18 protein-coding genes are annotated in these 26,858 nt (G+C 48.8%); 5 read left to right on the top strand and 13 right to left on the bottom strand.

Annotated elements, in window-relative coordinates; genetic code table 11:
* Positions 1-108: 108 nt before the first annotated feature.
* The 8 genes from Q8L79_RS04470 to Q8L79_RS04435 all read right to left on the bottom strand — a co-directional run bounded on the left by Q8L79_RS04470 (position 109) and on the right by Q8L79_RS04435 (position 11,703).
* The gene (locus Q8L79_RS04470; protein WP_305268327.1) at positions 109-903 is read right to left on the bottom strand and encodes an energy transducer TonB; all 795 of its coding nucleotides are present in this window, start codon (positions 901-903) and stop codon (positions 109-111) included.
* 121 nt (positions 904-1,024) lie between these two features.
* Positions 1,025-1,681: a VTT domain-containing protein gene (locus tag Q8L79_RS04465; RefSeq protein WP_305268325.1), complete on the bottom strand. Its 657-nt coding sequence runs from the start codon at positions 1,679-1,681 to the stop codon at positions 1,025-1,027.
* Positions 1,682-1,773: 92 nt separating this feature from the next.
* Entirely contained in the window at positions 1,774-3,201 is a 1,428-nt protein-coding gene (locus tag Q8L79_RS04460) for a DUF3526 domain-containing protein (RefSeq protein WP_305268324.1), read from the bottom strand.
* Entirely contained in the window at positions 3,165-4,577 is a 1,413-nt protein-coding gene (locus Q8L79_RS04455) for a DUF3526 domain-containing protein (protein WP_305268323.1), read from the bottom strand. The genes Q8L79_RS04460 and Q8L79_RS04455 overlap by 37 nt, the downstream gene beginning before the upstream one ends.
* Positions 4,574-5,299, bottom strand: a complete 726-nt coding sequence (locus Q8L79_RS04450) for an ABC transporter ATP-binding protein (RefSeq protein WP_305268322.1) — start codon at positions 5,297-5,299, stop codon at positions 4,574-4,576. The genes Q8L79_RS04455 and Q8L79_RS04450 overlap by 4 nt, the downstream gene beginning before the upstream one ends.
* A gap of 117 nt (positions 5,300-5,416) precedes the next feature.
* Complete coding sequence (locus Q8L79_RS04445; protein ID WP_305268321.1) at positions 5,417-6,670, bottom strand: sialidase family protein; 1,254 nt, start codon at positions 6,668-6,670, stop codon at positions 5,417-5,419.
* A 141-nt stretch (positions 6,671-6,811) separates the two neighbouring features.
* Positions 6,812-9,232: a TonB-dependent receptor gene (locus tag Q8L79_RS04440; protein ID WP_305268320.1), complete on the bottom strand. Its 2,421-nt coding sequence runs from the start codon at positions 9,230-9,232 to the stop codon at positions 6,812-6,814.
* An 86-nt stretch (positions 9,233-9,318) separates the two neighbouring features.
* Positions 9,319-11,703 (bottom strand): TonB-dependent receptor, encoded by a 2,385-nt coding sequence (locus Q8L79_RS04435; protein ID WP_305268319.1) that lies wholly within the window; start codon positions 11,701-11,703, stop codon positions 9,319-9,321.
* Between the two features lie 593 nt (positions 11,704-12,296).
* On the opposite strand from Q8L79_RS04435, the gene Q8L79_RS04430 reads away from it, so the two are divergent.
* The 3 genes from Q8L79_RS04430 to trmB are packed head-to-tail and all read left to right on the top strand — an operon-like array spanning position 12,297 to position 15,101.
* Complete coding sequence (locus Q8L79_RS04430) at positions 12,297-13,385, top strand: 3-deoxy-7-phosphoheptulonate synthase (protein WP_305268318.1); 1,089 nt, start codon at positions 12,297-12,299, stop codon at positions 13,383-13,385.
* Entirely contained in the window at positions 13,382-14,359 is a 978-nt protein-coding gene (gene thiS / locus Q8L79_RS04425) for a sulfur carrier protein ThiS (RefSeq protein ID WP_305268316.1), read from the top strand. The genes Q8L79_RS04430 and thiS overlap by 4 nt, the downstream gene beginning before the upstream one ends.
* A 52-nt stretch (positions 14,360-14,411) precedes the next feature.
* Positions 14,412-15,101 carry a tRNA (guanosine(46)-N7)-methyltransferase TrmB gene (gene trmB, locus Q8L79_RS04420; RefSeq protein WP_305268315.1) on the top strand — a complete coding sequence of 230 codons (690 nt, stop codon included), beginning with the start codon at positions 14,412-14,414 and terminating at the stop codon, positions 15,099-15,101.
* 132 nt (positions 15,102-15,233) lie between these two features.
* Here the strand turns inward: trmB and Q8L79_RS04415 are convergent, their stop codons facing one another.
* From Q8L79_RS04415 to hemW, 3 genes are all read right to left on the bottom strand, one after another.
* Entirely contained in the window at positions 15,234-17,180 is a 1,947-nt protein-coding gene (locus Q8L79_RS04415) for a dynamin family protein (protein ID WP_305268313.1), read from the bottom strand.
* 209 nt (positions 17,181-17,389) lie between these two features.
* A complete protein-coding gene (gene pyrE / locus Q8L79_RS04410; protein ID WP_305268312.1) occupies positions 17,390-18,046 on the bottom strand; it encodes an orotate phosphoribosyltransferase in 657 nt (218 codons plus the stop codon).
* A gap of 30 nt (positions 18,047-18,076) precedes the next feature.
* On the bottom strand, positions 18,077-19,210 hold the full coding sequence (gene hemW, locus Q8L79_RS04405) for a radical SAM family heme chaperone HemW (protein WP_305268311.1): 1,134 nt from the start codon (positions 19,208-19,210) through the stop codon (positions 18,077-18,079).
* 171 nt (positions 19,211-19,381) lie between these two features.
* On the opposite strand from hemW, the gene Q8L79_RS04400 reads away from it, so the two are divergent.
* Together Q8L79_RS04400 and Q8L79_RS04395 are read left to right on the top strand one after the other, a co-directional pair.
* Entirely contained in the window at positions 19,382-20,041 is a 660-nt protein-coding gene (locus tag Q8L79_RS04400; protein WP_305268310.1) for a response regulator, read from the top strand.
* A gap of 170 nt (positions 20,042-20,211) precedes the next feature.
* Positions 20,212-21,813, top strand: a complete 1,602-nt coding sequence (locus Q8L79_RS04395; protein ID WP_305268309.1) for an ATP-binding protein — start codon at positions 20,212-20,214, stop codon at positions 21,811-21,813.
* Positions 21,814-21,838: 25 nt separating this feature from the next.
* Here the strand turns inward: Q8L79_RS04395 and Q8L79_RS04390 are convergent, their stop codons facing one another.
* Both Q8L79_RS04390 and Q8L79_RS04385 read right to left on the bottom strand, forming a co-directional pair.
* Positions 21,839-22,267, bottom strand: coding sequence for a type IV pilin protein (locus Q8L79_RS04390; protein ID WP_305268308.1), 429 nt, complete (start codon positions 22,265-22,267; stop codon positions 21,839-21,841).
* Positions 22,268-22,330: 63 nt separating this feature from the next.
* Positions 22,331-26,818, bottom strand: a complete 4,488-nt coding sequence (locus Q8L79_RS04385) for a pilus assembly protein (protein WP_305268307.1) — start codon at positions 26,816-26,818, stop codon at positions 22,331-22,333.
* Between the last annotated feature and the right edge of the window lie 40 nt (positions 26,819-26,858).

Below are 26,858 nucleotides of genomic sequence, written 5' to 3'. Positions count from 1 at the left end.
AATTAATTTGGGTGCAATTATCGAACTGATCGCTTTTTTAAGTTCATACCAAAACCGCTGGATATTAGTCCTGGTATGGTCAATGTAAGTCGGTAAAACGCAAACCGATTATCTTGTCAATTTAAATTGCAGCGTCTGAACAGCGCGCTGTTCAACCGCTACACCATTAACTATTTTTTCTTTGAAGGTCCATTGATTAATCGCTTTCAACGCAGCTTCGTCAAAAATCTCGGCAGGTTCAGCCTCAACAACTACGGCATTTTCAACGGTACCGCTCCTGGTAATAGTAAATTCGATTTTAACCCAGCCCTCGATATGGCGGTTAGCAGCCCGCGCAGGGTACTTGGGGGGAATGCGCTCCAATGGAATGACGCCGGTGCTGATTCTCGGTTCACTGCTGACTACAGCAGGAGCGGGGCGACTGACGGATTGTGGCGCTGAAACTGAAGGTGTCGGCGCAGAATTAGAAGGCGCGGATTTTTCTTCAGCAATAGCCTGCGGTTTTGGTAGCTCCGCATGCTTGGGAATAACCGGCATTTTTTTCTTGACCGGCTGTTTAACAGGTTGTTTTTTCGGTGGTTCAGGCTTTGGCGGCACTGGTTTTGGCGGCGCCGGTGGCGTAATTTCAGCTTTTTGACTCGGCGTAGAAACCAGCGAGACCTCCATGACCATCAGCGACGGCGTTTTAGGTTTCTCGGTTGGCGTTAAAAGCCAAAGTCCCGCCCATATGTGCAACAGCAGCACTAAAGTCAACAGTAATCCACCCATGAAACGCGGGTGTTCTTCGCCGGTCAAGGCTGCAAATAACGATCGTTTTTTTTGCACTAACGGACTCGCCTCGTCGCCCGAAGGCTTTAAATTCCGGTCGGCCAAGCCGCCTTCATGGCTGTTAAATAAAAACATAGGGGATATTACCTTTTTAAACATCGATTGTGCATTTGTTATGTTCAGATTCCGGACAAAGGGTCCTTAGCTGTGTTTTACTCTGCACGGTCACAGCAGTAATTGCGGAAAATGGAAAACTTTAAATAGATTCAGGTTGTTTCAGCAATTTAACCCTCGCAAACTGCCAAACCATTGGCATGAACGACACAAAAACAATGCCCAAAACAATTTTCTCGAAATTGTGTTTGACCCATTCATTCGAGCCCAGGAAATATCCGGTTAATGTTATGCTCGTAACCCATAAGGTCGCGCCGATAATGCAAAAAATAATGTATTTCGAATATTTCATGCTGCCCGCACCGGCTACGAAAGGGGCAATGGTGCGGATGATCGGGACAAAACGGGCCATAATAACGGCTTTGCCTCCATGTTCTTCGTAGAAGGCTTCGGTTTGGGTAATGTATTCCCGCTTAAAAAACAAAATTTGTTCCCGTGACTTAACGAACTTACTAAAATGCTTGCCGACGAAATGATTGACATTGTCGCCCAGCAAAGCCGCGCTAATCAGCAGCGGAATAATGATGAGAATATCCAGTTTGCCGGTCGATGACGCCAATAGACCGACCGCAAACAGCAACGAGTCTCCGGGGAGCAACGGCATGACGATCAAGCCGGTTTCGACAAAAATTATCGCCGCCAAAATCACATAAGTCAGCATCTCGTAATGCGCCAGAAAATCTTGCAGCGTCGTCAGAGGATCTTTGAGTAAGTGCAATAAAAAGTAAATAATTTCCATAAACCAGGTCCTTATATCGTTAAAACAAGCAAGCATAAAGTACGCTTCATGCCTAGTCGACTATTTATTATCAATCAGTTTTAAACCGTATTTTACGGCTTTCCGAATTGCTTGCGCAAAGCTATCAATACCAGTAGCAACAAAATACCGTTCAGCGACTGCCTCAATATGACCGTCCATACCATGTCAGCCCTCGGCAAAGCTTTCACTACAGGCAGTTGCTCATAATCCGGCGGCGACATGCCTTGCTTGCCCATAATTCCCGGTACAAAAAACGCCCGCCACCGGTCTTCAAATTGATTGGCCGCTTGAATATATTCGGCATAACGGGGCGCATCGATACCCGCCAAACGGTCAGCCGTCAATACCGCCGCAAGTGCGGGCGAAAGCGCGGACCAACGTTCCATAAACTCAAAATGAGCTTTTCGAACTTCATCGAAGCGATACATTAGCGGTCGCACCTTGCTATCAAGCTCCAGATTTGCAGGCAAACCGGCAATCTCACGGGGCGGCTCTTTCAAGGACTTGATGTCAGGATGCATCTGATACCATGCTGACAGCAGTTCAGCTTGTTGTTTGGCCGTTTGCGCCTGAACACGCCGAATATCGACAATTGCCGTGAGCCGTGAGGGCATGGTTTGCATATCGTTGGCCGCCCAGCTCAAACCCGCCGGTACCGCAAATGTTGTGACCAACCACACGCCTAATAATCCTACCGCTGCCGCACCCGATGAAACAGGCAGCAACAGAAACAGACCGGAAACCATAATCCACACCCCGGCAAACACGCCGACAAAAACCAGCCAATGCGTTGCCGCGTAAAGGGTGGAGCCGGAGTCCAGCATAAATGCAAGCGATGATGCCACGAGGGCAGACACCAATATCATACCTAATCGCACAACGAGCGCAGCAAATACCAACAGCCAAGGCTGGGGCATTTGCGCACAAACCAAACGCCACACGCCCCGCTCACGATCTTCCTGCACTAGGCCGTAAGTGAGGGCTATCACGGTCAATGGCAACAGTAACGCGAGCACGCTTGCAAAATCGAGCAAGCCCAGTTCGCGCAGCAATGGATTAAACAGCTGATCGCTGTTGCGACCATCAGTATAGCGACTGCGGGTTGAGAGGCGCAGTTCGGAACCGAGCAGATCCATTTGTCGCACGTTCAATGCCAAGCCGCCGAGCGCCGGAAGACACACGGTTGTGCTATCAGCCGGCTTGGCCATGTCGCCGCCTTTGCCGGTAGCGGGCGCATCGTGCATTTCTGTGGGCGTGAGCTTACCTGCGTCCTGTAGGGTATTCGCGTCTTTAGCGGCAGCGCGAATAAATTCGGGCCCACATGATGCGTTGGCGCGAAACTCACTGGCGGCAAGTCCCGACCAAAGCGCGCTACCCGCTAACAGAATAAAGAATGCCGCAATCACCCACAGATTGACCGGATTACGGATGAAGCGCAGCCACTCTGCTTGCAACAAACCCGTCATGGCTTGAGCCTCTTCGCGGAAAACAGCAGCCACATCAGCGCGGCAACCAGCCAAGCCAGCAAAACCAGCAAATCGGCCAGCGCATGATGCAGCGCAAAGCCCACCGAAGGCGACGCATAAGTGAATGCCTTGACGCTGCCCCAGTCGGAATCATGGCCCAGAGCGCCGCGCTTCGTGCCGTGGCTACGTTCACGGTCCCAGTCATCGGTCAGGCCGATAAAATAATGCCGGTAATTTTCGGCCGCATCTTCAAAATGTCGCTGATGCGCCAAATCCATGCCTGATAATGTCATTGACACCGAACGCATCGCGATGCTCGGACCGAGCAGCGAAGCGATATGGATAAACCGGCCCTGGCGTTCGAACGCATCTCTCAACCTGTCGAAATGCAGGGCATGCACCCGTTCGGAATAACCGTCATTAAAATTACGGTTGAGTGCAGCATAGCCTACCGGCAAGTCTTCAACCCTCGTCACGCCGTACTGCTTTAATACCTGAACCTTAAATAAGGCCTCTCGCGCCTGATGATCGCCATCGTTATCCAAGCCTTGCTGAATGTCTTTTTTGATCCCCGCCCAGAACGCCGTAGCCGAGGGTATCGGCACCATCATCTCTGCGGCTGCCGCGCCCAAGCGCGGCGCAATCAACACGCTGCCCGACCAGAATGCCAGCAGGGTAAATAAAGCCAGGCGGCTGCTTTTGAAATGGATCGAGGTGGACATTGCCAAGGCCGCGAATACCGCATAATACATAAAAAAAGTCCCGCTCAATGCGAGCAGCCTGAGTATATCGTCACCGGCGAGGTCGAAATTTTGATACAGAATAATGATCGCAACCGCCGTTGCCGGCAACAACACCACCATAAAAGCCAGCAACAGGCCGACAAACTTGCCCAACAGCAGCTTGGTCGCCGATACCCCCAGACTGTGCAGCATGCGCAAGGTGCCCTGCTCCCGTTCCTGGGTTACTGCGTTGAAAGCCAGAGCAATGACCAGCAACGGAAGCAGCGCAACCAACACAAAACCGGCACTGGCCTGCCCGAAGCGACCGGCCAGACCCTGATCGGCCGCCGGACTGAAACGGACTCCGTTGCGTTTGTGCGGTTCCAGCCAGAGCGTCTGGCCGGTATATTGTCTTAATCCGGGATCTACCGAGGCCAGCGGCGAATCCGGTTTGAATACATAAATACCAAAATGCGCCGCCGCATGCGGGTTCTTGACGCCTTGCGTATCCCATTGTTCCTTGGCGGTTGCGCCCACGGCTTGCTTTTCCTGCTGCACTTGTTGATGTTCGGCGACGGAAGCCAGAAAAAATCCGCTTAATACGGCAAAAACCGAAAATGCCAACACCAGTAATCTTCCGTCCCGCAATACAGCCAACAGTTCCTTGTGGATGATCGCAATAATCAAAGCAAGCCCCGTGCATGCGCCAGATATTTGTGTTCCAGCTCATCATGCGCGACGGTGTGAGCATCGAACTCTTCAACCAGACGACCGGCTTTCATGATACCGATACGGTCGGCAACCTGTTTGGCATTAAACAGATCATGGGTCGCCATCAGCACCGCCATGCCCAGATCGGCTGCGGCCCTTATCCGCTGGGCAAAATCATTGGCCGCGCTGGGATCAAGCCCGGAGGTCGGTTCATCCAGCAGCATGACTTTGGCCTGTTTTGCCGAGGCGATAGCCAAACCGACTTTCTGGCGCATGCCCTTGGAATACGTTGAAACACGCCGATCATGAGCATCGCTTTGCAAGCCTGTATTCACCAGCAGATCGTGCGCATGCTGGCGAGATATGCGGATATTGGCCAACTTACAGAAAAAGCTCAGGTTTTCCAGGCCGCTCATGTATTCATAAAGTGCAACGTTTTCCGGCAAGTAGGCCAGCTTGGCACGAACCACCGCGGGGTTTTGGTCGGGCGACTCGCCATCAATAAAAACATTGCCGCCGGTCGGCCGATTGAACCCCAAAAATGTGTTAATGGTCGAGGTTTTCCCCGCGCCATTGCCGCCCAACAAAGCGTAGACGCACCCTGCCGGAACCGACAAATCGAGTCCGTCAATCGCGCGATGGTTTTTATAATTGACTACCAGTTGTTTGGCTTCAAGCAGGATTTTATTTGGCGACATAATAAGTTTTTAAATCATTCAGGCCGATGGATCATTGCCATTAAGCTAAAGATTTTACTGCGTACTGAATTCCCAAGCTCCGGCTTGGGAACCCGCGTAAAATCAACCATATTGCCCCTACTCAATAGGCTTTAATTGATAATCCTGCTGCTGGGTTTTCCAGGACAGATAGATCTTCTGCCCGTCACTGACCAGGAAAGGCTGATCGCCGGACTGGGCGGTTTGCGCAATCACTTCAGGCTTCGACCAGCTTTTGCCGTCATCAATGGATTTGATCAGCTTAATAACATTGTGAGTACCATCGAACTCCTGCCAAACCACTCTGACCTGTGAACCCAAAGCCAGTACATGCGGATGGCCTGCGCCTTCCTTACCGAAATTAACAGGCGTGGAAAAATGCCGTCCGGCATCGGTCGAATAAGCATAAAACAGGCCTGGGTTGGTAGGGGAACCGCTAAACCATACCGCGTGATAAATGCCGGAATCGGAAATCGACAAGCCGGGGCCGTGATGCGGACAGGCATCGATTTTCCAGTTATCCTGGCCTAAACGGTGGGTATCGCCGGGAGTGTTCCAGTCGTTAAATTTAATCAGCGCGTGGTCGCGTATGCCGCCTTCAAAAACATGCCGCCAAGTAATGACCGGCGTGTTATCTGGTGCTATCGCGGTGTCCAAACGGCAGCACTGGCAGGTATGGGTAGCGATTCTTTTATTCGGATAAAAATGCTGGCCGCCATCGTCCGACCAGCTGTAATAAAGCGAAGAGCCCTCAAATTGCTTGCCGGCTTTTTTTGCTTCTTCGACATCGCGGGCATCCAGCCAGGCGATAAAGATTTCGCCGTTTTTGCCGATCGCCATGCTGTCGAAGCGGTGGCTGATCACGTCCAGATTATCGTTGACGGTAACCGGAGCGGAGAAATGCCGGCCGCCGTCAGTCGAGCGGCTAAAGCGGATATGGCCGCTATGACGGCCTTCTAGTTTCAGCGTCCAGCTTAAATAAATATTGCCCTTTGCATCCGGTTTTATTTTCGGGCGATATTCGCCTTTAGCTTCGATTTTCTCTGCAACGGGATTGACCATCACCGGCGCGGTAAAGCTGAGTCCCTTATCGTTCGATGATTGCACATAAACGTGATCATTGCTTGCCCAGGTAATCCACAACACACCCTTGCCATCGAAAGCAGCGCTTATTGTTTCAGCGCATTGGTTTGAAGGCAGCGCTTTGGTATCGGCACAAACGCCTTTTGCTTCTGCCGAATGATGACGCGCATGCTGTTGTTTGGCATCGTCTGCAGGTTTTACAGCGGCGTCATTTACACAACCGGAGGTTGTCAGCATTACAAGAGCTAGAAAAGAGATAAGGGATTTCATGAATTACACCGAATTAAAAAGTCGAGCTGAATTATAAAGAGAAAGCCGGATAGAGGAGAAAAATATCTTTTCAGTCTTTATGCAATAAAGCCGGACGCTTAAAAAGCCCGGCTTTATTGCTTTCTCTATAGTGTTAAGTTATTAATAATTATACTTTAACTCAGCAAAGTAAGTGCGCGATGGGAAAGGGTGAAATAGCCAAACTTCCTGGTTGTTGACGTTATCAATACCCGCCGAAGCGCTGACTTGCTTGGTAATTTGATATTTAGCACGTAAATCGACAATAAAGTATGCAGTACCGCCCGATGCATAAGTTCCCGGATTGGTGTCGCTGTTGTTCAATTGACCAAACTGCGGGCTACTGTAACGACCGCTTACCGAGGTAGTCAACTTGTCTGTCGGGCGATAGCCAATGGTTGCGCTGGCGCGCCACTCGGGAACTCTCGGCTGACGTTTACCGGTTGACGGTTGGTTGGCGTAAGGATTGGCGGCTGTAGCCCCCGCAGCTGCGGCCGCGGCATCCCCGGCAGCGTTCTCGGTAATCCTGGAATCGGTCCAGGTGGCGCTGCCGGAAAGATCAATGCCTTGTATGCCAACATCACTGGCTTCGCCCGCAAATTCGATACCGTAGGTTTGAATTTCGCCGACATTTGAAGGCGTACTGGAAGTACCTCCAGTGGATAAAAAGGTTTGTTGCGTATAAATAGCATCCTTTATCCGTTCCTGGAATAAGCTAAGACGCAATTTACCTTGATCCAGAAAATATTCTCCGGAAAGCTCCGAGGATAGCGCTTCTTCGGGCTTGAGGTTGGGATTGCCATTGACAATATTAGTTACCCCGCCCACATTAATCGTACTCGTCTGAAACAACTCCGTCACGGTAGCAAAGCGATAGGCCTGGCCGATGGCTAAGCCAGTTTGTACACGATCCATTGGCTTCCAGGTCAACTTGGCCTTGGGCGAAAATTCCAGTTCATTACGTTCGGCCTGATTGATTGACCGGAGTGCGCCGCCTGCTACAGCAGCATTATAGCCATCGTAAGCATGCCAGCTTTCCACACGGCCACCCAGCGTCAGGTTCCAGTCTTTAGTAAAGTCCCAGGCATCCTGTAGCCAATAGCCTTCGGTTTGCGTCTTGCCTTGCGAATCGGAAAAAATACTGCCGCCATCGCTGGTTTGCCAGTTGGTCGCGTTATAAACCGTATTGTCCAAATTGTATAAATCATGATGAAAGCCAAAGCTGACCTCATGCTTACCGAGCAGATCAGCACCGGGACGCCATATCCCCTTGGCATCTGCGGTATGCCAGCCGGTTCCGGTTAAGCTGGTGGTTCTGCCTGCGCCGTTTCTAGCGGCTAACGCGGGTGTTTGAGTCGATGTGCGGCTAAGATCGGTGCCGTATTCGACCACACTGCCGGCCAAATCCCAATCGAATACGCCGCCGGTGTCGGATTTAAGATTCATGCCATGCGACCAGTGCATTTGTTCGGCTCTGGTTTCTGCAAAACCTGTTGCATAGCGTTTTCCGCCGATATTGACGTTACCGCTGTCTACTATAGCGCCGGTATTGGCATTGCGCAGAAAACTGTTAAAACCGGCATGATTATCGTTCTGCCACAGTCCCAGCGTATACGCCGCGTGTATGGTCGGGGTGATGTCGTAGCCTAGTTTCCATTTGAAGTTATCCTGTACCGTATGATTGAGTGCAGACTCGCCCAGCACTTGAGCGGGAACACCAGCCCCATTTAAGTTGGCAATAGCGCCCGTTACCGGCGTATCCGCAGCCGTTGCGTTGGTCGTTGAAGTGATAGGATTCACAAAGACGATAGGCTGACTGTGGCTGTCCAGGTGACTGACATCAAAACGGAATGACAGGTCTTTGTAGCGATCGCCTACGTTGAAAGAATATTCCTGGCTGTCGAACATCTTTTTCTTGCCATAGAAGCCATAATCCTGCCAAGTCGATTTTATATCGCCGCCAGCCTCGAATTTTTCCGGCATCCGCGTCGTGATGTCAATCACGCCGCCGATCGAATTACCTGCATGGGCGGCTGAAAACGGTCCGTACATCACATCAACCCGTTCAATTTCCGAAGGCGATACCATGTTCCAACGCGGTGAACCGGTATTGCCGTTATTGTTGCCAAGCAGGGAAGACAGCAGGATGCCATCGGCATAAATCAAGCCGCGGGCACTGGCGCCTGTGCCTGAAGTGCGCCAGCCTACCGGCGCGTTGGTGTCGCCGATATAACGTTTACGCACTTGAATGCTGGGCAGGTATTTAATAGTATCCTCGACATTCATCGCATTGATGGTGTTGTCGATTTTTTCGCGCGTGAGACTCTCTGTAGTCGTCGGCAGTTTGTATCTTTCCTTGGCAGTCGGCGTTATTTTTTCGGTTACCGTCATATCTGCCATCACCGCTTTGGATTTGTCGGCAGGCGCTTTTTTTCCGTTAACGTTTTGTTTGGTTTCGGCCGCGGCAAGCGGGGTTGCAAATATCAGCAAGCAGATCAAAGCCCGTCTGGCGTTGAGCGGATAAGGCGGTTTGGAATGGGTCATGGAGTCTTCCTAAAAAATTATTATTATAAGTAGCGCTTAAAAGCAGCACATCCTTGTGCCATTCAAAAACTATTTCATGCCTGCGGTTAATATTTCAGCGACGCGCTAACGAAATAAGTACGTTGCGGAAAAGGATGATTTTCAAAGGCATTGGCATCAAAAACGTTATCGATCCCCGCTGAGATAGTGCTTTTCAGTTTTGGGTTAATCGGCAATTGATAAGAAGTTTTTAAATCGACAAAGGTAGATTCATCGGTACCGCCCATAACATTGGCCGCCGTGTCGGTATTGGTCAACGTTTGAAACGAATCGCTGCGATAACGGACGCCCACTGACGCGGCCCATGGCTGCGTAATATGATAAGTTGCCGAGCCGTTGATTTGCAGTTGGGGTATGCGATCCCACTCTTTGCCGGTGTAGTTGATGCTGTTAGTGCCGATAGGATTATGCTTGGTGATCTGCTTATTCATGATGGTGGTATTGGCCATTAAATCCACCGGCAGGTTAAACACCTCATTCTGTTGAAAAGTCAGATCCACACCGATAGCTTCGGTTTGGTCAATCGGCTGAAAGGTTGTTGTCGTCTGGCCGTTAACGGTTACCTGAGTGCTGTTAATTTCATTATTGATTTGATCAAAAAAGAAATTGGCGCGCACATAACCTCTGGGAATATCGTACTGGGTCATGAAGTTATGGAAATAACCCGCCTCAGGTCCCAAGCCGGGAGCAGAAAAAGTCGCGCTGTTAAGCCGGGATAGGCTGGCGAACATTTCTTCGGCAATCGGGAAGCGATATGCTTTGGAAAACGAATAGCGGAAAGTCCAGTTGTCGGGCGAATACTCCAGCGACGCTTTAGGCGAAATGCGGGAGGCGTCGCGGTCGGCATAGTTTTGGATATTGTTTGTCGCGCCAAAAGTATGCACATGCCCGTCAAGAGCTTGCCAATGGTCGAATCGTCCTCCGGCCATCACGCTCCAGTCGGGCAAAAATCGCCATTCCAACTGCGAAAAAGCGCTGTTGGTTTGAGTTGCGCCGCCGCTGTCGTTGGTTTTAACATCGGCCGATCCGGCCTTGTAATTATTGCTGTTATAAACATCCAGATTGAGGCTGGCGTGATTAAACTGGTAGCCGCCCATAAAGGACAAATCATCCCTGCCCATAAATTTGTCGGTCGCCAACTTCAGGTCGTAAGTGGCCCACCAGGGTTTTTCATCGGAAATCTGGCCTTTGTTTTGGTTTAACGGGTGGTTGGGATTGAGATTCGAACTGATGCTTCTGTCCTTGAATGCGTCGTAATAACTGGCGGTGGTATCGATGCTCCAGTTATCCGATATTTTGCCTTTTAACCCCAAACCATAATTTAACGCCTGACGCTCGGAGTCGCTGACCGAGAAAACCGAGCCGGGAACGGCAAACCGCCGTCCGCCCGCTGTTCTGTAGTTTTGACTGGCTGACAGTCCTGCGGCGGTGGCTCCTCCCCATACTTTATTACCTGCCGCATCCCTTAACAAGGTGTTCGGATCGTCAACTTTCCCTACGCGATCTTCATAGGCAATGGTAAAACGCCCTTGCAGCTCTTCGGTAAAGTCATAAGCGAATTTGGCCTTGAACAGGTCCGTCGTTTGTTGGGCGATGCCGATGTCGCCGTAGGCAATAGCCGGAGCTTCCGTCGTTGTTTGGTATCCTTCTCCGCCGGTGATTGGCGTTCCGCCCGCTGCCGTAGTTAAAGCGGCGGCATTGATGGTCTGCGGCTGGCCCTCGTTTTCAAAACGGTTATAAGAGGCCCAAACGCTGAACTTATCGATCCGGTCGCCTGCTGAAATAAAGGTTTTATAACCCATTAACGTTTCATTGCGTCCTGACCTGTGCATATTCTGGAACATGCCGGTAGCGTCCATTTGGGCTTCAAATTTTTCCGGCATTTTAGTATTCAGGTTAATCACACCGCCCATTGAGTTGCCGCTATATTGAGATGAGAACGGGCCGTAAAGTACTTCCGCCGAATCGATTTCGCTCGGCGATACCATCGACCATCTGGGTGCTCCGCTGAAACTGGTGCGCAAAGGATTGTGCAATGGCATCCCATCGGCATAAACCATGCTGTGCGCGGTTTGGAACGAATTTGAAGAGCGTATGCCCAAGGTGCCGTTCGGGTCGCCCATAAACCGTTTGCGGATCAGTACGCCTGGGGCATACCTGATAGTATCCTCAACCGTTGTCGCATTGACTTTTGTTTTAACGTCCGCCGCGTCAATAGTATAGGTAGGCGTTGCCTTGGCGGTATCCGGAAACTTTCTATCGGTCATAGTGCTGTAGGTCACCATTTCCTCGCCCTGATATTTATCGTTTCTTGTCTGGGCTTGTTTATCGGTCTTTTTGGTCTTGGCGGGTTCGGCCGCAACTCCGCAGCCTAAGTAAGTTATTCCCAGCAATAGTAGATATTTTTTCATTGTTTTAATTTTTATAATCATGGGTAGTCCGCTCATAAGAGCACGTTGCATGCCAATGCGCCAAGCTCATGGTAATACCGATTATCAGGACTATTGCCTTTAGCTTTTTAATTTATTGTAATCAATTACTTACTCTTTGGTTGCGAATCAATTTTCAGTCTTCTTATTTTAATGAGCTTGTTCTGTACGGACTATGCACTTTTATCGGAGTTGTGTTTTAATGAAAGTGAGTCATATGACCTATTTTTAATGTGTTAAATAACACAGTTTAATTAGGTAACACCCCAATCAGCGGATCGCTATGGCTCTACTTCCAAAACCATGACTTCCTATATAAATAATGCTATCTGCATAAGCCTTCTTCATAACATGTGTATCAGTAAACCTTATAAGCGGAATATTCCAACATTGATGTGGCTACAGGCTTAAGCATGTAGATGCCCCGGTTTAATTAAATTTTATCCCAAGCGGTCAATTTGATTTTGCCTGCGATTAATTTGGCATGACTTGAGAGGTAGCCGTGTTTAAGGCGGCAAGAACTCTAACAAAACAATTTTAAAATCGGTTAAAATAACAAATTCTGATAATAATCCTGTAACGGGTTGATAGCTTTCATGCATACAAAATATAACACTGATGACTTGAGAATTTGTGGGACTAAAGAAGTCATAGCCCCTGTTCAGGTTCATACTGAAATGCCGATTAGCGAGGCTGCGGCGCAAACCACTGCACTGGCCCGGCAGGACATCCACAAAATATTGACCGGCCTTGATGACCGGTTGATCGTGGTGGTGGGTCCTTGCTCTATTCATGACCCGGTAGCGGCGCATGAATATGCCCGGCTTTTGAAAGCGGTTAAAGATGAGTTAGCCGATGATCTGGTAATCGTGATGCGGGTCTATTTTGAAAAGCCGCGCACCACGGTAGGCTGGAAAGGCCTGATTAACGACCCTGATCTGGATTCCAGTTTTAATATCAACAAAGGCTTGCGCATCGCCAGACGCTTGTTGCTGGATGTGAATGAAGCGGGCGTTCCTGCCGCAACCGAATACCTGGATTTAATCACCCCGCAATATGTTTCCGACCTGATCGCCTGGGGCGCAATCGGCGCCAGAACTACCGAAAGTCAGGGACATCGTGAATTGGCTTCGGGTGTGTCCTGCCCTATCGGCTTTAAAAACTCCACCGATGGCACCATTAAAATCGCCATTGATGCGATAGGCGCGGCGATGAGTCCGCATCACTTTATCTCGCTGAATAAAGCCGGTCATTCGGCTATTTTCTCAACCACCGGAAATGAGGATGTGCATATCATTTTAAGAGGCGGCAACGATCGCCCCAACTATGATGCCGTCAGCGTGGAGCAGGTCGCTGAGGGCTTGGTCAAGGCCGAGCTAAAACCGAATATCATGATTGATTTCAGTCATGCCAATAGTTTGAAACAGTGCCAACGGCAATTGATCGTCGGCGACGATGTCGCCGAACAAATCGCCAACGGCGACCATCGGATTATGGGTGTGATGATCGAGAGCCATCTTAAGGCAGGCAGCCAAAAGGTTGTTGAAGGACAGCCGTTGGTCTACGGCCAAAGCATTACCGATGCCTGTTTGTCCTGGGATGATACCGTTCCATTGTTAAGAGAGCTGGCGCTAGCGGTGCAAAAACGCAGAACCGTGGACACCAGCCGGAGTTTAAGTAAATGATAGTTTATGTTAACGGCGAAACCCGTGATTGCGCTGAAAACAGTCGGGTCGCCGATGTGGTTACTGACTTGGGTTTAACCGGCAAAAAAATTGCGATTGAATTAAATAAGGAAATTTTACCGTTCCAGCAATATGACACTCAGCGGCTACAGGCCGGAGATCGCCTGGAAATTGTGCATGCTATCGGCGGCGGGCAGGATGATTCTTTCATGCTTGCCGGAGTAAAGTATCATTCAAGATTGTTGGTCGGCACGGGCAAATATAAAGATATGGAAGAAACCCGCCTGGCCATTGAGGCCAGCGGCGCGCAAATTGTGACAGTGGCGATCCGCCGTACCAATATCGGCCAGAATCCCGGCGAGCCTAATCTACTGGATGTCATTTCGCCGGATAAATACACCATTCTGCCCAATACCGCCGGTTGTTATACTGCGGAAGATGCGGTAAGAACCTGTCGTTTGGGCAGGGAATTGCTCGGAGGCCATAAGCTGGTCAAGCTGGAAGTATTGGCCGACCAACTTACCTTGTTTCCTGATGTCGCGGAAACGTATATAGCCGCTGAACTGCTGGTTAAAGACGGCTTTGATGTCATGGTATATACCAACGATGACCCGATTGCCGCCAAACGGCTGGAAGAGATTGGTTGCGTGGCGGTCATGCCGCTGGCCGCGCCGATCGGTTCCGGCCTGGGCGTACGTAATCCCTATAATATTTTGACCATTGTGGAAAATGCCAACGTGCCCATTTTGGTCGATGCCGGTGTCGGCACGGCTTCCGATGCAGCCATTGCGATGGAGCTGGGCTGCGACGGGGTATTGATGAATACCGCGATTGCCGCCGCTAAAAATCCGATATTGATGGCTTCGGCCATGCGCAAAGGCATCGAAGCCGGTAGGGAAGCGTTTTTAGCGGGACGTATGCCGCGCCGACGTTTTGCTTCCGCCTCATCGCCAATAGACGGTTTGTTTTTTTAGTTACGTAAGAGCGGGGTGTAGCCCGCTCCACAAATCTGCGGTCAATATTTTTATGCTCTCTTCTGAAAAAAATCCCTCGCACAGAATCCGTAGCTTTATCCGTCGACAAGGACGAATCACCCAAGGCCAACAATTGGCTTTGGATAACCATTGGGACAGATATTGTCTCAATCCTGATGCCGATTATGATTTTAGCCAGGTTTTCGGCCGGGAAGCGCCGTTGATTGTTGAAATAGGTTTCGGCACCGGCGACAGTCTGGCGAAAATGGCGGAGGCTAATCCTGACAATAATTATATCGGCATTGAAGTGCATAAACCGGGCGTTGGGCATTTAATGCTGCTGCTGGATCAACAAGGCCTGACCAACGTCAGGATCTATTGTCACGATGCCATTGATATTATTGAACACAAGATTGCCGACAATAGTCTGGCTGGCGTGCATTTGTTCTTTCCCGACCCATGGCCGAAAAATAAACATCATAAGCGGCGTATTGTCCGCCCTGCCTTTGTTGAATTATTAGCCAGAAAATTAAAGCCTGACGGTTATTTTCATGCGGCGACGGATTGGCAAAATTACGCGGAAAGCATGCTGCAAGTATTATCGGCAAGCGTTGGTATAAGCAATACCAGTCATACCGGCGACTATTGCGAACGTCCGGAATATCGTCCGTTAACAAGATTCGAGCAGCGCGGTATACGCCTGGGGCACGGTGTATGGGATTTGATTTTCAGGAAAAAATGAAGTGCGCAGGATCGGTACGAATTGCATGCACAGATTTTTGCTCCTCGGTAATCGCTCCTGCATAAGCCACAGGGATGTGGGGAATGCAGAGAAATGACGGGATCATTTCCTGTCCATGCAGTCGCACCCATCCTATCCGCTTATGTGCGCTTGACTATTAACATCCAGTTGCATCGCGTTAATGATGATAGCCAATTCTTCGCGTTGCCGTTTTAACGGTTCCAATTCCGCTTCAAGATTGGCAATATTTTCAATAATGCTGTCTTTCGATTCGTTGATTTTTCTTAGCATTTGCAGACGACCTTCAATCTGTTTTTTATGATCTTTAATTTGATGCATCAAAGGCGTTAAAACGCCGTTACTCCAGGTTGTGGCATCGGCATGCGCCTGCCTGAGTATATTTCTGGCCTTGGCGATCAGGGTGCTGTAAAGCTTGTTGATGACAATGCTTTGTTCCGACATCGTCGTTTTGGCGCTGGAGCGAAAGGCCTCGCCTTCATCAAAAATCTGTTCCAGTTCAATCTGGTACTGCTTGATCGAAAACAACTGCGGTTCGATTTCCTTAAAGCCGTATTCATCCTTGAATTTTTTGTGTATCGCCTTGACCAGGCGCCGGGTTTCATTGGTAATATCGACAGAATCCTGCAACAAATCCCGCAGATCATCAAACAATTTACGGATGTTTTGCTTCATGCCGTAAGTTGTCAGACTTTTTTCCATGTCTTTTTTGGTCGCTTTAATGATGCTATCAACTTTTTCCTTAGCGAATGAATCAATCAGAAGCTGGGCTTGAACTGCAAAAACCCGGCGGCTGGCCTGAAAGTTTTCGACATTGGCCATGTAAAGATTTTGTCGGTCCCGCGTCTCGGCCATCAATTTGCCGGTCATATCCTCATTTTGTAAATCAATCTTTCTGAATTCATCAAGCTGCGCAACAGCACTCGCCAATGAAGCACCTGTTAAGTTGGACGACTCATTAACCAGAAAACCAATATCACGATTAATGGTTCCCAATAGAATATTTTTGCGCTGCTTTAAAATATCATTGGCAAGGTAGTTTTCCAATGCGGCCAGACGGCTTTTCTCAAGCAAAGGCCCATCGTCTTTAACCTTGGCAAGCAGGGCTTGTTTAGCTGAAACGGGGAAAATGACGCTTTCTTTTACCTTTAACGTCGTCGCCGACGCTTTTATTTGTGAGCGAATGGAATCGTCATAACCGTTTTCATCGGCAAGATCGTCCCACATCGCATCGATTTTATTCATCACTACGGCTAAACCCTGTTTACTGCCGCCACGATTATGGCAAACATGGTTGTGCCACATTTCCAGGTCGCTTTTGGTAACGCCGGTATCGGCAGCAAGCACAAAAATAATGGCTTGAGCGCTGGGCAACATGCTTAAGGTCAGCTCCGGCTCGGTTCCCAAAGCATTTAAGCCGGGCGTATCGAGTATCGATAAGCCTTCTTTTAGTAACGGATGGGGAAAGCTGATCAAGGCATGGCGCCAGCAGGGAATCTCAACTTTCTCCGGATTGATAATGCCCTGCTCTGCCGCTTCACGTTCGTTCCACAAGCCCAACTTGTCGGCAACATCCCGGGCAACTTGCTTGGTAGCGACCAGTTCCTTAAACGCTTCCTGCATTTGTGTGGGCGAGTCACAGTCCAGATCGATCTGGGTCCAACGATCCGGATTTTTTTTAAACTCAGCCAGTGAAATATCTTCAAGACGGCTTTCAATATTGAGTAAACGGATATAATTGCCGCCTTTTTCATCATGAAAAAGCTCGGTGGGCGACATGGTAGTGCGTCCCGGCGAAGACGGTAGCAACCTGACGCCCGTTTCAGCAAAAAACAGGGCATTAATCAGTTCGGTTTTACCGCGGGAAAATTCAGCAACAAAAGCCAGCGTGATCTTGTCTGATTGCAACCCATTAAGAATATTTAAAATGGTATCGGCACTGTGAGGATCGTTCATACCATAGCGACTGCGCCATTGGTGATACATTTCTATAGCTTGAACCAGTTTTGCACGCCATACCGAATATTCGTGCATTTGTTCTTTAAATTCCATATTCCTCATGGTACGCCTTTTGTTGCTAACATGATTTTTTAAGTTAGTCGAAATTATCGGTTTGTGCTCCTGCATAAACCCCATGGATGTGGTGAATGCAGATATTGCGCAGGCAAATATCTACCCACTCAATCGCCAGATGACGATGTTTTTTGAATAATTGTAGTCTATATATTAAGAACTGTTAGCTTAAGATAATTTTATTTTTAACCACGCTTTTAAATACCGTAAAGACGCTGATAGGCTTTTATTTGGTCGAGTAGAGCGGCGGCATGCAGTGTTTCCACGGCAGTATCAGCCATTAGATATTCGATAATATTTGCCAGCGTAATGATTGCAATCACAGGCATTGCAAATTGATCTTTAACTTCTTGAATAGCGGAAACGTCATTTTGGCCTTTTTCCTGTCTGTCCAACGCAATTAATACGCCTGCCGGTGTTGCATGGGCATTTTTTATGATATCTACGGATTCTCTGACCGAAGTGCCGGCAGTAATCACATCATCAAGGATGAGCACCTTGCCCTGTAACGGAGCACCCACCAAACTACCACCCTCGCCATGATCTTTTGCTTCTTTGCGGTTGAAAGCGAAGGGAATATCTTCACCGGTTAACCGGGCATAGGCAATCGATGTCGCGCTGACCAGTGGGATACCTTTATAGGCAGGTCCGTAAAGGATATCCGGCTTAATATCGGATTGAACCAATGCCTGAGCGTAAAACTCGCCCAGTTTACCCAACTGGGCGCCGGTATTGAATAAACCTGTATTAAAGAAATAAGGGCTGGTGCGACCCGATTTCAACTGGAATTCACCGAATTTTAGTACGCCGCATTCCAGGGCATAGGAAATAAAGTCTTTTTGATAATCAAGCATGATAAATTATGGAAGTTAAGTTTACAGAGATTAAGGAATGAAGTTCTCTAAAATATTGTCCAGAAAATTCCAGCCTTGTTCTGAGCAATAGTAGTGATCGTTTTGCCGGATAAGCAAGTTTTGTTGCACACAAGCGGATAAAGCGGGCTCCAGCGTAGCGGGAGCAAGACCTGTTGTTGCTTGATAGGCTTCCAAACTAAAACCCTGCTTCAAGCGCAGATGGTTCATGATAAATTCTAAAGGCAACTCCGCTACAGCAATAACATCGGCCCCGCCGTTCTGATGCGAGTTGCTTAAATATTGTTCCGGGCTTTTCGGCTTAAAGCTACGAATAATGGATTGCGGTAGAGTTTGGGTGATTTTCCCGTGAGCGCCCGCACCGATGCCCAAATAATCGCCAAACTGCCAATAATTTACATTATGTCTACATTGCAAACCTTGTTTACTATAGGCCGAGACCTCATATTGTTGATAACCGTGATCCGCCAATATTTGCTGACACTCTTTTTGCGTACGAAAGATTGTTTCATCATCAGGCAGCTTGGGCGGGAATTTATGAAACCAGGTGTTAGGTTCCAACGTTAGCTGGTAAAAAGAAATATGGGTAGGCTTGAGACTTATCGCCGTTTCTATGTCTATTTTACTGCTATCAGGACTTGCACCCGGCAAGCCGAACATCAAATCCAGGTTAAAATTGTCAAAACCTGACTGATGGGCAATCTCGGCAGCATGAATAGCCTCCTGCGCCGAATGAACACGACCCAACTTTTTTAATAAGGGATCGTTAAAACTTTGTATGCCGATCGATAAGCGGTTGACACCCAGCGCTCTGAACTCAGCGAATTTATGACTTTCAAAAGTACCTGGATTAGCTTCGAGAGTAATTTCCAAACCCTCTTCAAGCCTCAGCTGTTGCTCTATGCCGCGCAATAACCGATTAATCGCTTCAGGCGAAAACAAACTGGGCGTACCGCCACCGATGAAAATACTGCTTATCGGCCTAGTAATATTATAGCGCTGTATGTCGAGGGCTAAATCATTCAGCAATGCAGTTATATAGGCCGATTCAGGCAGTGCGGATTTAACTGCATGTGAATTAAAATCGCAATAAGGACATTTTTTGATACACCAGGGAATATGAATATAGAGACTAAGCGGCGGCAAGAGATTTTTTACTAAATAGTTTAAAATAGCGGTCAGTTTAACACGAGAGCGTCTGATGAATAAGACACCTTGCCGACTTTAAAGCCTGCACGAAGCTTAAGTAGAACTTAACTTTGCTTGATTACGCTTATATCTTTTTGTTGATAACTAACTATTTTAGAGCGAGAGCATATGCGACTGTTACTGGTTGAAGACGACGAAATACTGGGCGAAGGACTGGTCGAAGGCTTAAAAATGGAAGGTTATGCGGTTGACTGGCTAACCAACGGCAAACTTGCCGACGAGGCTCTAAAAATCAATAGCTATGAGCTGATTGTACTGGACCTGAACTTGCCGGACATGGAAGGCCTGGACATTTTGAAAGCCTTAAGAGGGCGGAAAGATGAAACCCCGGTGATGGTCTTGACCGCCAAGGATACCGTTCCCGATCGCGTAATGGGCTTGGATAGCGGCGCCGATGATTTTGTGATTAAGCCATTTGAACTGGATGAAGTTTGCGCCCGGTTAAGGGCATTGGCGAGAAGAAACGAGGGCCGTAGCGTTCCCAATATTGAATATAAAGGTATTGTTTTGGACCCGGCCTCACACCAGGTTACCTGGAATGATGAAAAGGTTGATCTGTCGCAAAAAGAATTTGAGATACTGAGTTTTTTAATGAGTAATATCGGCCGGGTTATTTCCCGCGCCCGACTTGAAGAAAGCATGTACTCCTGGGATTCGGATGTAGAAAGCAATACCGTCGAGGTTCATATACACCATCTTAGAAAAAAACTTGAACCATCCATTATCCGCACCGTCAGAGGCGTGGGGTATATCATTGATGAAGATTAGGATTAACTTTAATAATGGAACACGAATAAAAAAGGCGAAAGACGAAAAACCGCTTTTTGCCTTTGTCTTTCGCCTTTCGTCTTGTGCCTTTTATCAGAGTGCTTGCCACCCTAACCCGCATCATCCCTATTCCATTTTTCTATCCATCCAGTAGTCACCACCGAGAATTAATGAATTATTCGCTACGCCAACTATTATTGTTTAGCCTGCTGTCCGCATCAATGTTGATCTGGGGAGTCACGGCTTATATGAGCTATAAAGTCACCCGTGACGAAGTTGCCAGTCTGTTTGATGCGGAATTGGCGCAATCGGCAAAAGTGTTGCATGTGTTTGTTGAAAGTCTGGTGCGGGAAGGTTCGTTATCCAAACATTGGGCGCAAACACAGACTGATCAACGGCTACACCCCTACACCGGGCGTAAAAATAAAAAACAAAGCGCCTTCCAGTTCTGGGCTAAAGGTGACAGTTTATTACTGCGTTCGGAAAATTCACCTGAGTTTTCGGTACACAGCTTCAGCAAGAAAAATATTGATGACCAATTATGGGATGTATTTGACGGGCTTTTGGAAGCAAGCGCTTTAGGCCATAAATACGAAAGAAAAGTCGCCTTCCAACTGTGGTCCAAAAATGACGGCTTGCTGTTGCGTTCGGAAAGTGCGCCAACATTTGCCTTTTCCTCGGCAGCCAACGGTTTCAGTGAAACCAATATCGATAAACATGTGTGGCATGTGTTTAGTATTTCCAGCTCAAATGGCGAATATATTATTCATGTCGGACAAAAGGAAGAGATCCGCGCCGAATTAACCGATGAAATTTCAGCTCAATTGGTGATGCAATTTCTGGTTGGTTTACCAATTCTAGGCATTGTTATCTGGATTATTGTCGGACATGCCTTAAAACCGCTTAATCGACTGGAAATAGCCTTATCCAGGCGGGAAGCCAGTTTTCTTAAGCCGCTATCCAGTAAAAGGCTGCCCAAAGAAATCATTCCCGTGGTCAATGAAATCAACAACCTGTTTGCCCAGCTTGAGCAGGCCTTTGAGCATGAGCGGCGGTTTACCGCCGATGCCTCGCATGAATTAAGAACCCCTCTGGCGGGACTGCTCACCCAAGCCCAAGTTGCCATGCGCACCGGCGATGAAACGGTTCGTCATCAGGCGCTCAAGCGAATCGAACAAGCCGTTAATCGCATGACTTACATGGTGCAACAGTTATTGACCTTCTCGCGCATTGAATCCGGCACCGAGTATTTAGCCAAAGAAACGACGGTGCTCAGTCGTGAAGTGATGCGGATTATTGCCGAACTGGATCCGGAGGCCCATAAAAAGCGGATTCACATGGAATACGATGAAATTAATGCAGTGCCCATCGTAGCAAACACCCTGCTGATCAATATTTTGGCCCGAAACATTATCGACAACGCGATTAAATATACCCCGGCTCAAGGAATAGTCAGAGTTAGCTTGATCGGGACCGAACATCAATTGCAGCTGTGCGTTGAAGACTCGGGGCCGGGTATAGCCCCTGATCAATATGAAAACTCTCTAAAACGATTTCATCGTTGCGTTGAAACCGCCAATAAAGCACAGGGTACCGGCCTTGGCTTTTCTATCGTACAACGCATTGCGACAATACATGATGCCGAGCTTGTCTTGGACGAGTCCCAATTTGGCGGCTTGAAAGTGACGGTTATATTTACTTTGCCGTTAAGAGCCGTGGTTAAAAAAAATGTTGGTAAGTTAAGTTTTTTTACCATCAAGAAAAGTACTTGAGAGCTAGCGATCAATAAGTTGGAAATCACCAGCAATCCGTCACCGAAAGAGCAGTTGAAATACCTCTAACGCCGGTTTGAGTTAATGATAACGTACCGCATTGATCGTTGGCCTGCGCGCCGGTTGGTGCCGCATTCAGCGTGTAACTACCGGCAGTCGCCGCATTAATGGTCAAGTTGTAATACGGAGTTCCCCCATCAACGGGGCTGGTGGTCGAAAAAATAGTTGGACTACCGGTATTACCGCCGGCTGTTCCAGCCCCTAAATAACTGTTCGTTTCTGTGAAATGCCGCTCCATCGCATTAGCGAACCCCAATAATGCCCCTTTCGCATCCGCCCGACGCGATGTCATAACACTATTCTGATAGCTGGGATAAGCAATGCCGGCAAGAATGCCGACAATTGCCACCGCAATCATTAGTTCAATTAAAGTAAACGCTTTTTGTTTGTTCATGTTTTTTTAATATACATATTAGAGAATGTGAAAAATTAATATTCCGCATGAGCACTGTATTCCCTAGCGTAATTGTCGCCAGGATAGGCGGCTTCCTCCGCCGGATGTCGATTCCATAGTGCTTTCCAGTGTTCCTGAGGAACCGCTGGTGTATTTGTATTCAACAGTTCCCGCACTGACTACACCAGGTGACTTGATAATACCCACCGTTGACTTTTTACCCGATACCGACGTGTTGGCGTCACTACTATTGACAACATTGTCGCTGTTAGTGTCAATAAGTTTAACCATATCTTCGTCATTGATAAGGCCATTACCTGTTAACTCGAAAGGTGTTTCACTAAGACGGTTACCTGTAAGCGCGTCCAGTTCCATTAGCCAACTGCTTCCGCCAAAAGAGCATTTTCCATTATCGGGCGTCATGGTCACAAAAATAATTCGCCCGTTTCTTAATAGTGCCTGCACAACCACGCGTTCGCCGGCAGCGGTACTGGGCGGTGTTAATAAATCCATGTACCAGCCTTTTTTGTCAGGATCGCCAAGGCTAGTAGCGTCATTTTTGGATGTAACCCGCACATTAAAGCTACCCTTGCTGCCTTCAGCCAGAATGGTTTGTTGCACCAGTTCTGAACGTACGGCATTGGGGGTGGTACTGCTGCATGTGTCGCTGGTACCGGCGCGTTTTACGCAAAGATCTTTAATACCGTAAAAGCTTTGTGTTTGCGGCGATGCAGGCACTGTATTATCGCCCGTTTCAAAATATTTGCCTGTTCCTACATAAACCAGCACACCGTATGTGCCCGATGAAGAGGGATGTAAGCCTGCCTGCGGTTTGGCTGTGATAGGCTGGACAACCCCAAGTCTGTCTTTGGCTATAAATAGCGGTTTGGGGGTACTGCCGGTTTTAAATGCCACCTCCCATTGGCTGGCAGTGTTGCTGCTGACATCGAATTTCCAGAGATTTCCTTTAAAATCGCCTGCGTAAATGACATCAACGATACGGTCCCCGTTAACATCAATACTAATGGGCGTTGATAGGCCATTTGGACTACTGGTGTCGCCGGTTTCTGTTGAGATTGATTTGATAAGTGCGCCGGTTTTTATATCAACGATATACAGTACGGCTTTTTGATTAACACTATTGTAGCCGTTGCCGAATACCGCGGCAAAATCGCCGTTCGCCATACGCACAATCGAGGCTTGGCCTAGCATATAGCCCAAATGATTGGTAAAGCCATAGCGTTTGTTGCTGCCTGATAAATCGTCTGTCAGGTCGGTTGCCACAGGGGCGGAACTGGTGTTGATTTCCCATAACACTCTATTTGCGGTGAAGCTTGTTTCAGCGCTCGCATAGTTGGCCGGATTCAGAAAAGTGACATCCAAAGCGAAGATGCCCTTGCCGCCTGCGCCCAAGGTTTCAACCAGTGCCGTTCGCCACTCTTTCTGAGCGTTGCCATCGGCATCGAAATAAGCATCGCCGGCAATAGGGGCGCCGTCGACAAAATATTTATGCTGGCCGCTGCTTAAGTAGGTCGGGGAGGTGAATGCCGATAAATTGGCTAATACCGTGTGGGGCACATAAGCGAAGAGCTCGTTGCCGTTGCCGGTACCGGTGGTATTGGCGTTAAAAACGTGCAGCATGCCATCGTTTCCGCCAATTGCCACCATCGGCGTTCTGGCCTTAAACGCAGCACTGTCACGAAAGGTTAAGTAACTGCTGCCTTCGGTGCCGGACAGCTTATCAAAGCCAAAATTGCGGTTACTGTTGATATACCAGGGGTCTGAATTAACCAAGTCGCCCAATAATGAGTTTGTACCCGTGCGTTTGCGAAGTGTGCCTGAGGGTTGTTCGTTGGTTTGGTCGCCACGCAGATAGTCGACTTGGTTTGCGGTAATTAATGCCTGCTGGGTCGCATTCAAATTACTCCACAGAAATGAAATGCCTTTTGGCGTTGCAGTCGGGTTATAGCTAAAAACCGAACGGTCATTGATGCCTTGCGCGGTTACCCGTTGCCCGGCATCCCAAGTTGGATTGGCAGCGATGCTGCCGTTGGCATTGATCGCATAGGCGAGCAACTGGCCTGTCCAATCGCCACTGTTGAACTTAGCCTGGTAAACAACGCTGTTGGTATCCAGGCGGGTTGAATTGGTGGTTACCGCCGCTGATGACCCGGACTTGATCAGTACATCGTTAAGAATGGTATCCAGCGCATTTTCCAGGAGCGCGGGATTGGAAGCCTTGAAAAACGCATCGGGTATGCCATTGTTATCTTTATCCCAGGATTGGTTGGCAGGGGTATCCGCCAAACTGGAATCGACCGTATCGAAACCGCCGTATTTGGCTGTGTACCACAGCGGGTTTTCCAGTAACTTGGCGCTTGGCGTGCCTTGGGTATAGCTGGTGGTCGAGGGACTTGTAACGCCGGAGGGTAAAGCAGCGCCTAAATTGAAGTTGCTGCCGCCGGGACGCAAAATCGGCAGCACAACGCCATCGCTGGTGGTGCCGGTTATAGTGTAACCAAAGCGCAATGCATGTCCTGCTGCGGCTTGCAGTACGGAAGCTTCGACTTTGATGGTCGTATTCCCCATACTGGGAGCGGCATTGTTTGTGGCTCCCGGCGTACAACTTGAACCTACGCAGAACTTAAGTCCGGCGATGCCATCCATGTCGTAATCATTACCCCAGGTTGAATCTTCCCAGTTAACTTTTAAACTGCCGGAGACCAATTTGCCGTCGGCATAGGTGAGGCTTTCCACCGTTAAATCGGTCATGCTGCAAATGCGCCAGTTGCTGGTGGCCACCGTTGCGCTGGCCGTAGAATTGGCTTCGCAAGCAGGCAGCAAGGTGACGGTGCCGTTGCCGACCGGGATTTCAAACTTCGGCAAGCTTTCCGCCAGCGCTACGCTGTAGGTATGAACATTTTGTGTCTTATCTCTATCGGAACGCAGGTCGTGAGTGCGGGCGTAATAAGCCAAACCGGCTATATTATAGGTGCCTTCCAAACTGGGCACTTCAGGGCAAATGCCCGCCACCGACGATAAATTGCTTACCGACTTGGAGGAGCACTGTTTATTGTTGGTGGTGCCATTGCTGCCGACCAGATAGTTGCCGCTAATGTTTTCTGCGGTACCGACGGTGTCGGTTTCGGTTGCGGCATTGATGCCCAAATCGTTGCTGAGCTCATTGCCATCAAAGGAGTTGAGTCCGGTTGAAATCGCTATGACTGAATTGGTGGCGCACCATTCGGCGGCGGGCATCGGATCGACCCAGCTGACTTGGGGCAGTGAGGGAATGAAGCCGGAATCGCTGGTATCAAAAGCCGTCGTCGGAGCAGTCTTACCGGCCAGATAGCGCAACGACTCCAGGTAAGTTTCGCTTAAAGGGTTGCCCCATTCTACGCATTGCCCATTGTTAAAACTGAGTAAACCGGGGCTGTTGCAGGAACTTTGGTAAACATGGTTGGTGAAATCATAACTGCTGATTCTAAACCGGTTAAGGGCATTGATAATGCCGGCATCGGTAGTTGCCTGATTAAGAAATTGACCATTGGTTTTATCGATCTCGTTGGCACTGCCGGTGCTGCTGTCAAACATCTGGTTCACGTTGCGGCGTAATACACCGCCCGATTTGTTTTTAGCCCAGCTGCCGGTCATCAGGCCGAAATACACCGGCTTGCTGGCTTCGGCGTATTTTTGCAGCAAACCGGTGGGCTTTTTATTGCTGCCGTAGGTTTTGCAATTTGTTTCTTCCAGTCCTGATACGCAAACCTTGACCCGGACATTGAGTCCGGTATCCGCATTTGCGCTGACCAAGTTGCTGCTGTTGGCCGGCCGTGTTCCCGAACCCCACTGGCACTGGGTAACTTCGGAAGCCGCCCAGCTTGGAAAACTGCCGCTCGCTACCCTCAGCAAAGGAGGATAGGTTGTGGTACCGGCATTCTTGGCAAGGCCGGAGCCTTGGGTGAGGTTGCATAAACTGATGGTTGTTTGGGCATATGGGACGTATTTTTGCATGTCCGTTGTTGATGCGGCGGTAAATACCTTGGCGAAGGAATGCACATCGTAAGGTATCAGACTGCGTTCCAGCACCGTATCTGCAGTATCCGTGGAACGAAAACCGCCGTACAGCACTTTGCGGATAACGTCCATTCGTGTCATCGTGGCCCAGTTCAGGAAGTTGCCGCTCCATTGGCTGCTACAGTGATGACTGTTGGCGCCTGTTGCGACACTTGCCGGCTCAAAGCGGCTATTGGTGTAGGTGTAGCATTTTTGATTATCGAAATAGCCGTAGTAATCAAAAGTATCGATATAACTGGTGTCCAGTGTACCGTTGTTATCCAGGTCGGAATAATCGGTATAAGCTTTGATGTAAAGCTGGTGATCGCGGGACATGGTAAGCATGACTCGTGGTGAGGCCGCCTGCGAGATAGTCAATGGCGACTGGGAAATATTTAAATCCACAGCAAAAGCCGTTGGCAGCATGCTTGAGCAGGCGGCAAAGACAAGCTGAAAAACCATATGCAGGCATCTTGTAGTGTTGTTCGTCTTCATGAGAGCCGCTCCGATGGTGTGTGACGATATTCGGGTTGAT

The organism is Methylobacter sp. (genome assembly GCF_030680395.1).
Taxonomy (GTDB): domain Bacteria; phylum Pseudomonadota; class Gammaproteobacteria; order Methylococcales; family Methylomonadaceae; genus Methylobacter_A.
This window is presented reverse-complemented; position numbering and strand designations above follow the sequence as displayed.

Excerpts from the sequence above, each read along its gene's own strand:
- Q8L79_RS04465 (WP_305268325.1), bottom strand. The coding sequence starts at position 1,681 with ATGGAAATTATTTACTTTTTATTGCACTTACTCAAAGATCCTCTGACG.
- Q8L79_RS04430 (WP_305268318.1), top strand. The coding sequence starts at position 12,297 with ATGCATACAAAATATAACACTGATGACTTGAGAATTTGTGGGACTAAA.
- Q8L79_RS04470 (WP_305268327.1), bottom strand. The coding sequence starts at position 903 with ATGTTTTTATTTAACAGCCATGAAGGCGGCTTGGCCGACCGGAATTTA.
- Q8L79_RS04390 (WP_305268308.1), bottom strand. The coding sequence starts at position 22,267 with ATGAACAAACAAAAAGCGTTTACTTTAATTGAACTAATGATTGCGGTG.
- pyrE (WP_305268312.1), bottom strand. The coding sequence starts at position 18,046 with ATGCTTGATTATCAAAAAGACTTTATTTCCTATGCCCTGGAATGCGGC.
- Q8L79_RS04450 (WP_305268322.1), bottom strand. The coding sequence starts at position 5,299 with ATGTCGCCAAATAAAATCCTGCTTGAAGCCAAACAACTGGTAGTCAAT.
- Q8L79_RS04445 (WP_305268321.1), bottom strand. The coding sequence starts at position 6,670 with ATGAAATCCCTTATCTCTTTTCTAGCTCTTGTAATGCTGACAACCTCC.
- trmB (WP_305268315.1), top strand. The coding sequence starts at position 14,412 with ATGCTCTCTTCTGAAAAAAATCCCTCGCACAGAATCCGTAGCTTTATC.
- Q8L79_RS04395 (WP_305268309.1), top strand. The coding sequence starts at position 20,212 with ATGAATTATTCGCTACGCCAACTATTATTGTTTAGCCTGCTGTCCGCA.
- Q8L79_RS04400 (WP_305268310.1), top strand. The coding sequence starts at position 19,382 with ATGCGACTGTTACTGGTTGAAGACGACGAAATACTGGGCGAAGGACTG.
- Q8L79_RS04385 (WP_305268307.1), bottom strand. The coding sequence starts at position 26,818 with ATGAAGACGAACAACACTACAAGATGCCTGCATATGGTTTTTCAGCTT.
- Q8L79_RS04415 (WP_305268313.1), bottom strand. The coding sequence starts at position 17,180 with ATGAGGAATATGGAATTTAAAGAACAAATGCACGAATATTCGGTATGG.
- Q8L79_RS04435 (WP_305268319.1), bottom strand. The coding sequence starts at position 11,703 with ATGATTATAAAAATTAAAACAATGAAAAAATATCTACTATTGCTGGGA.
- Q8L79_RS04440 (WP_305268320.1), bottom strand. The coding sequence starts at position 9,232 with ATGACCCATTCCAAACCGCCTTATCCGCTCAACGCCAGACGGGCTTTG.
- thiS (WP_305268316.1), top strand. The coding sequence starts at position 13,382 with ATGATAGTTTATGTTAACGGCGAAACCCGTGATTGCGCTGAAAACAGT.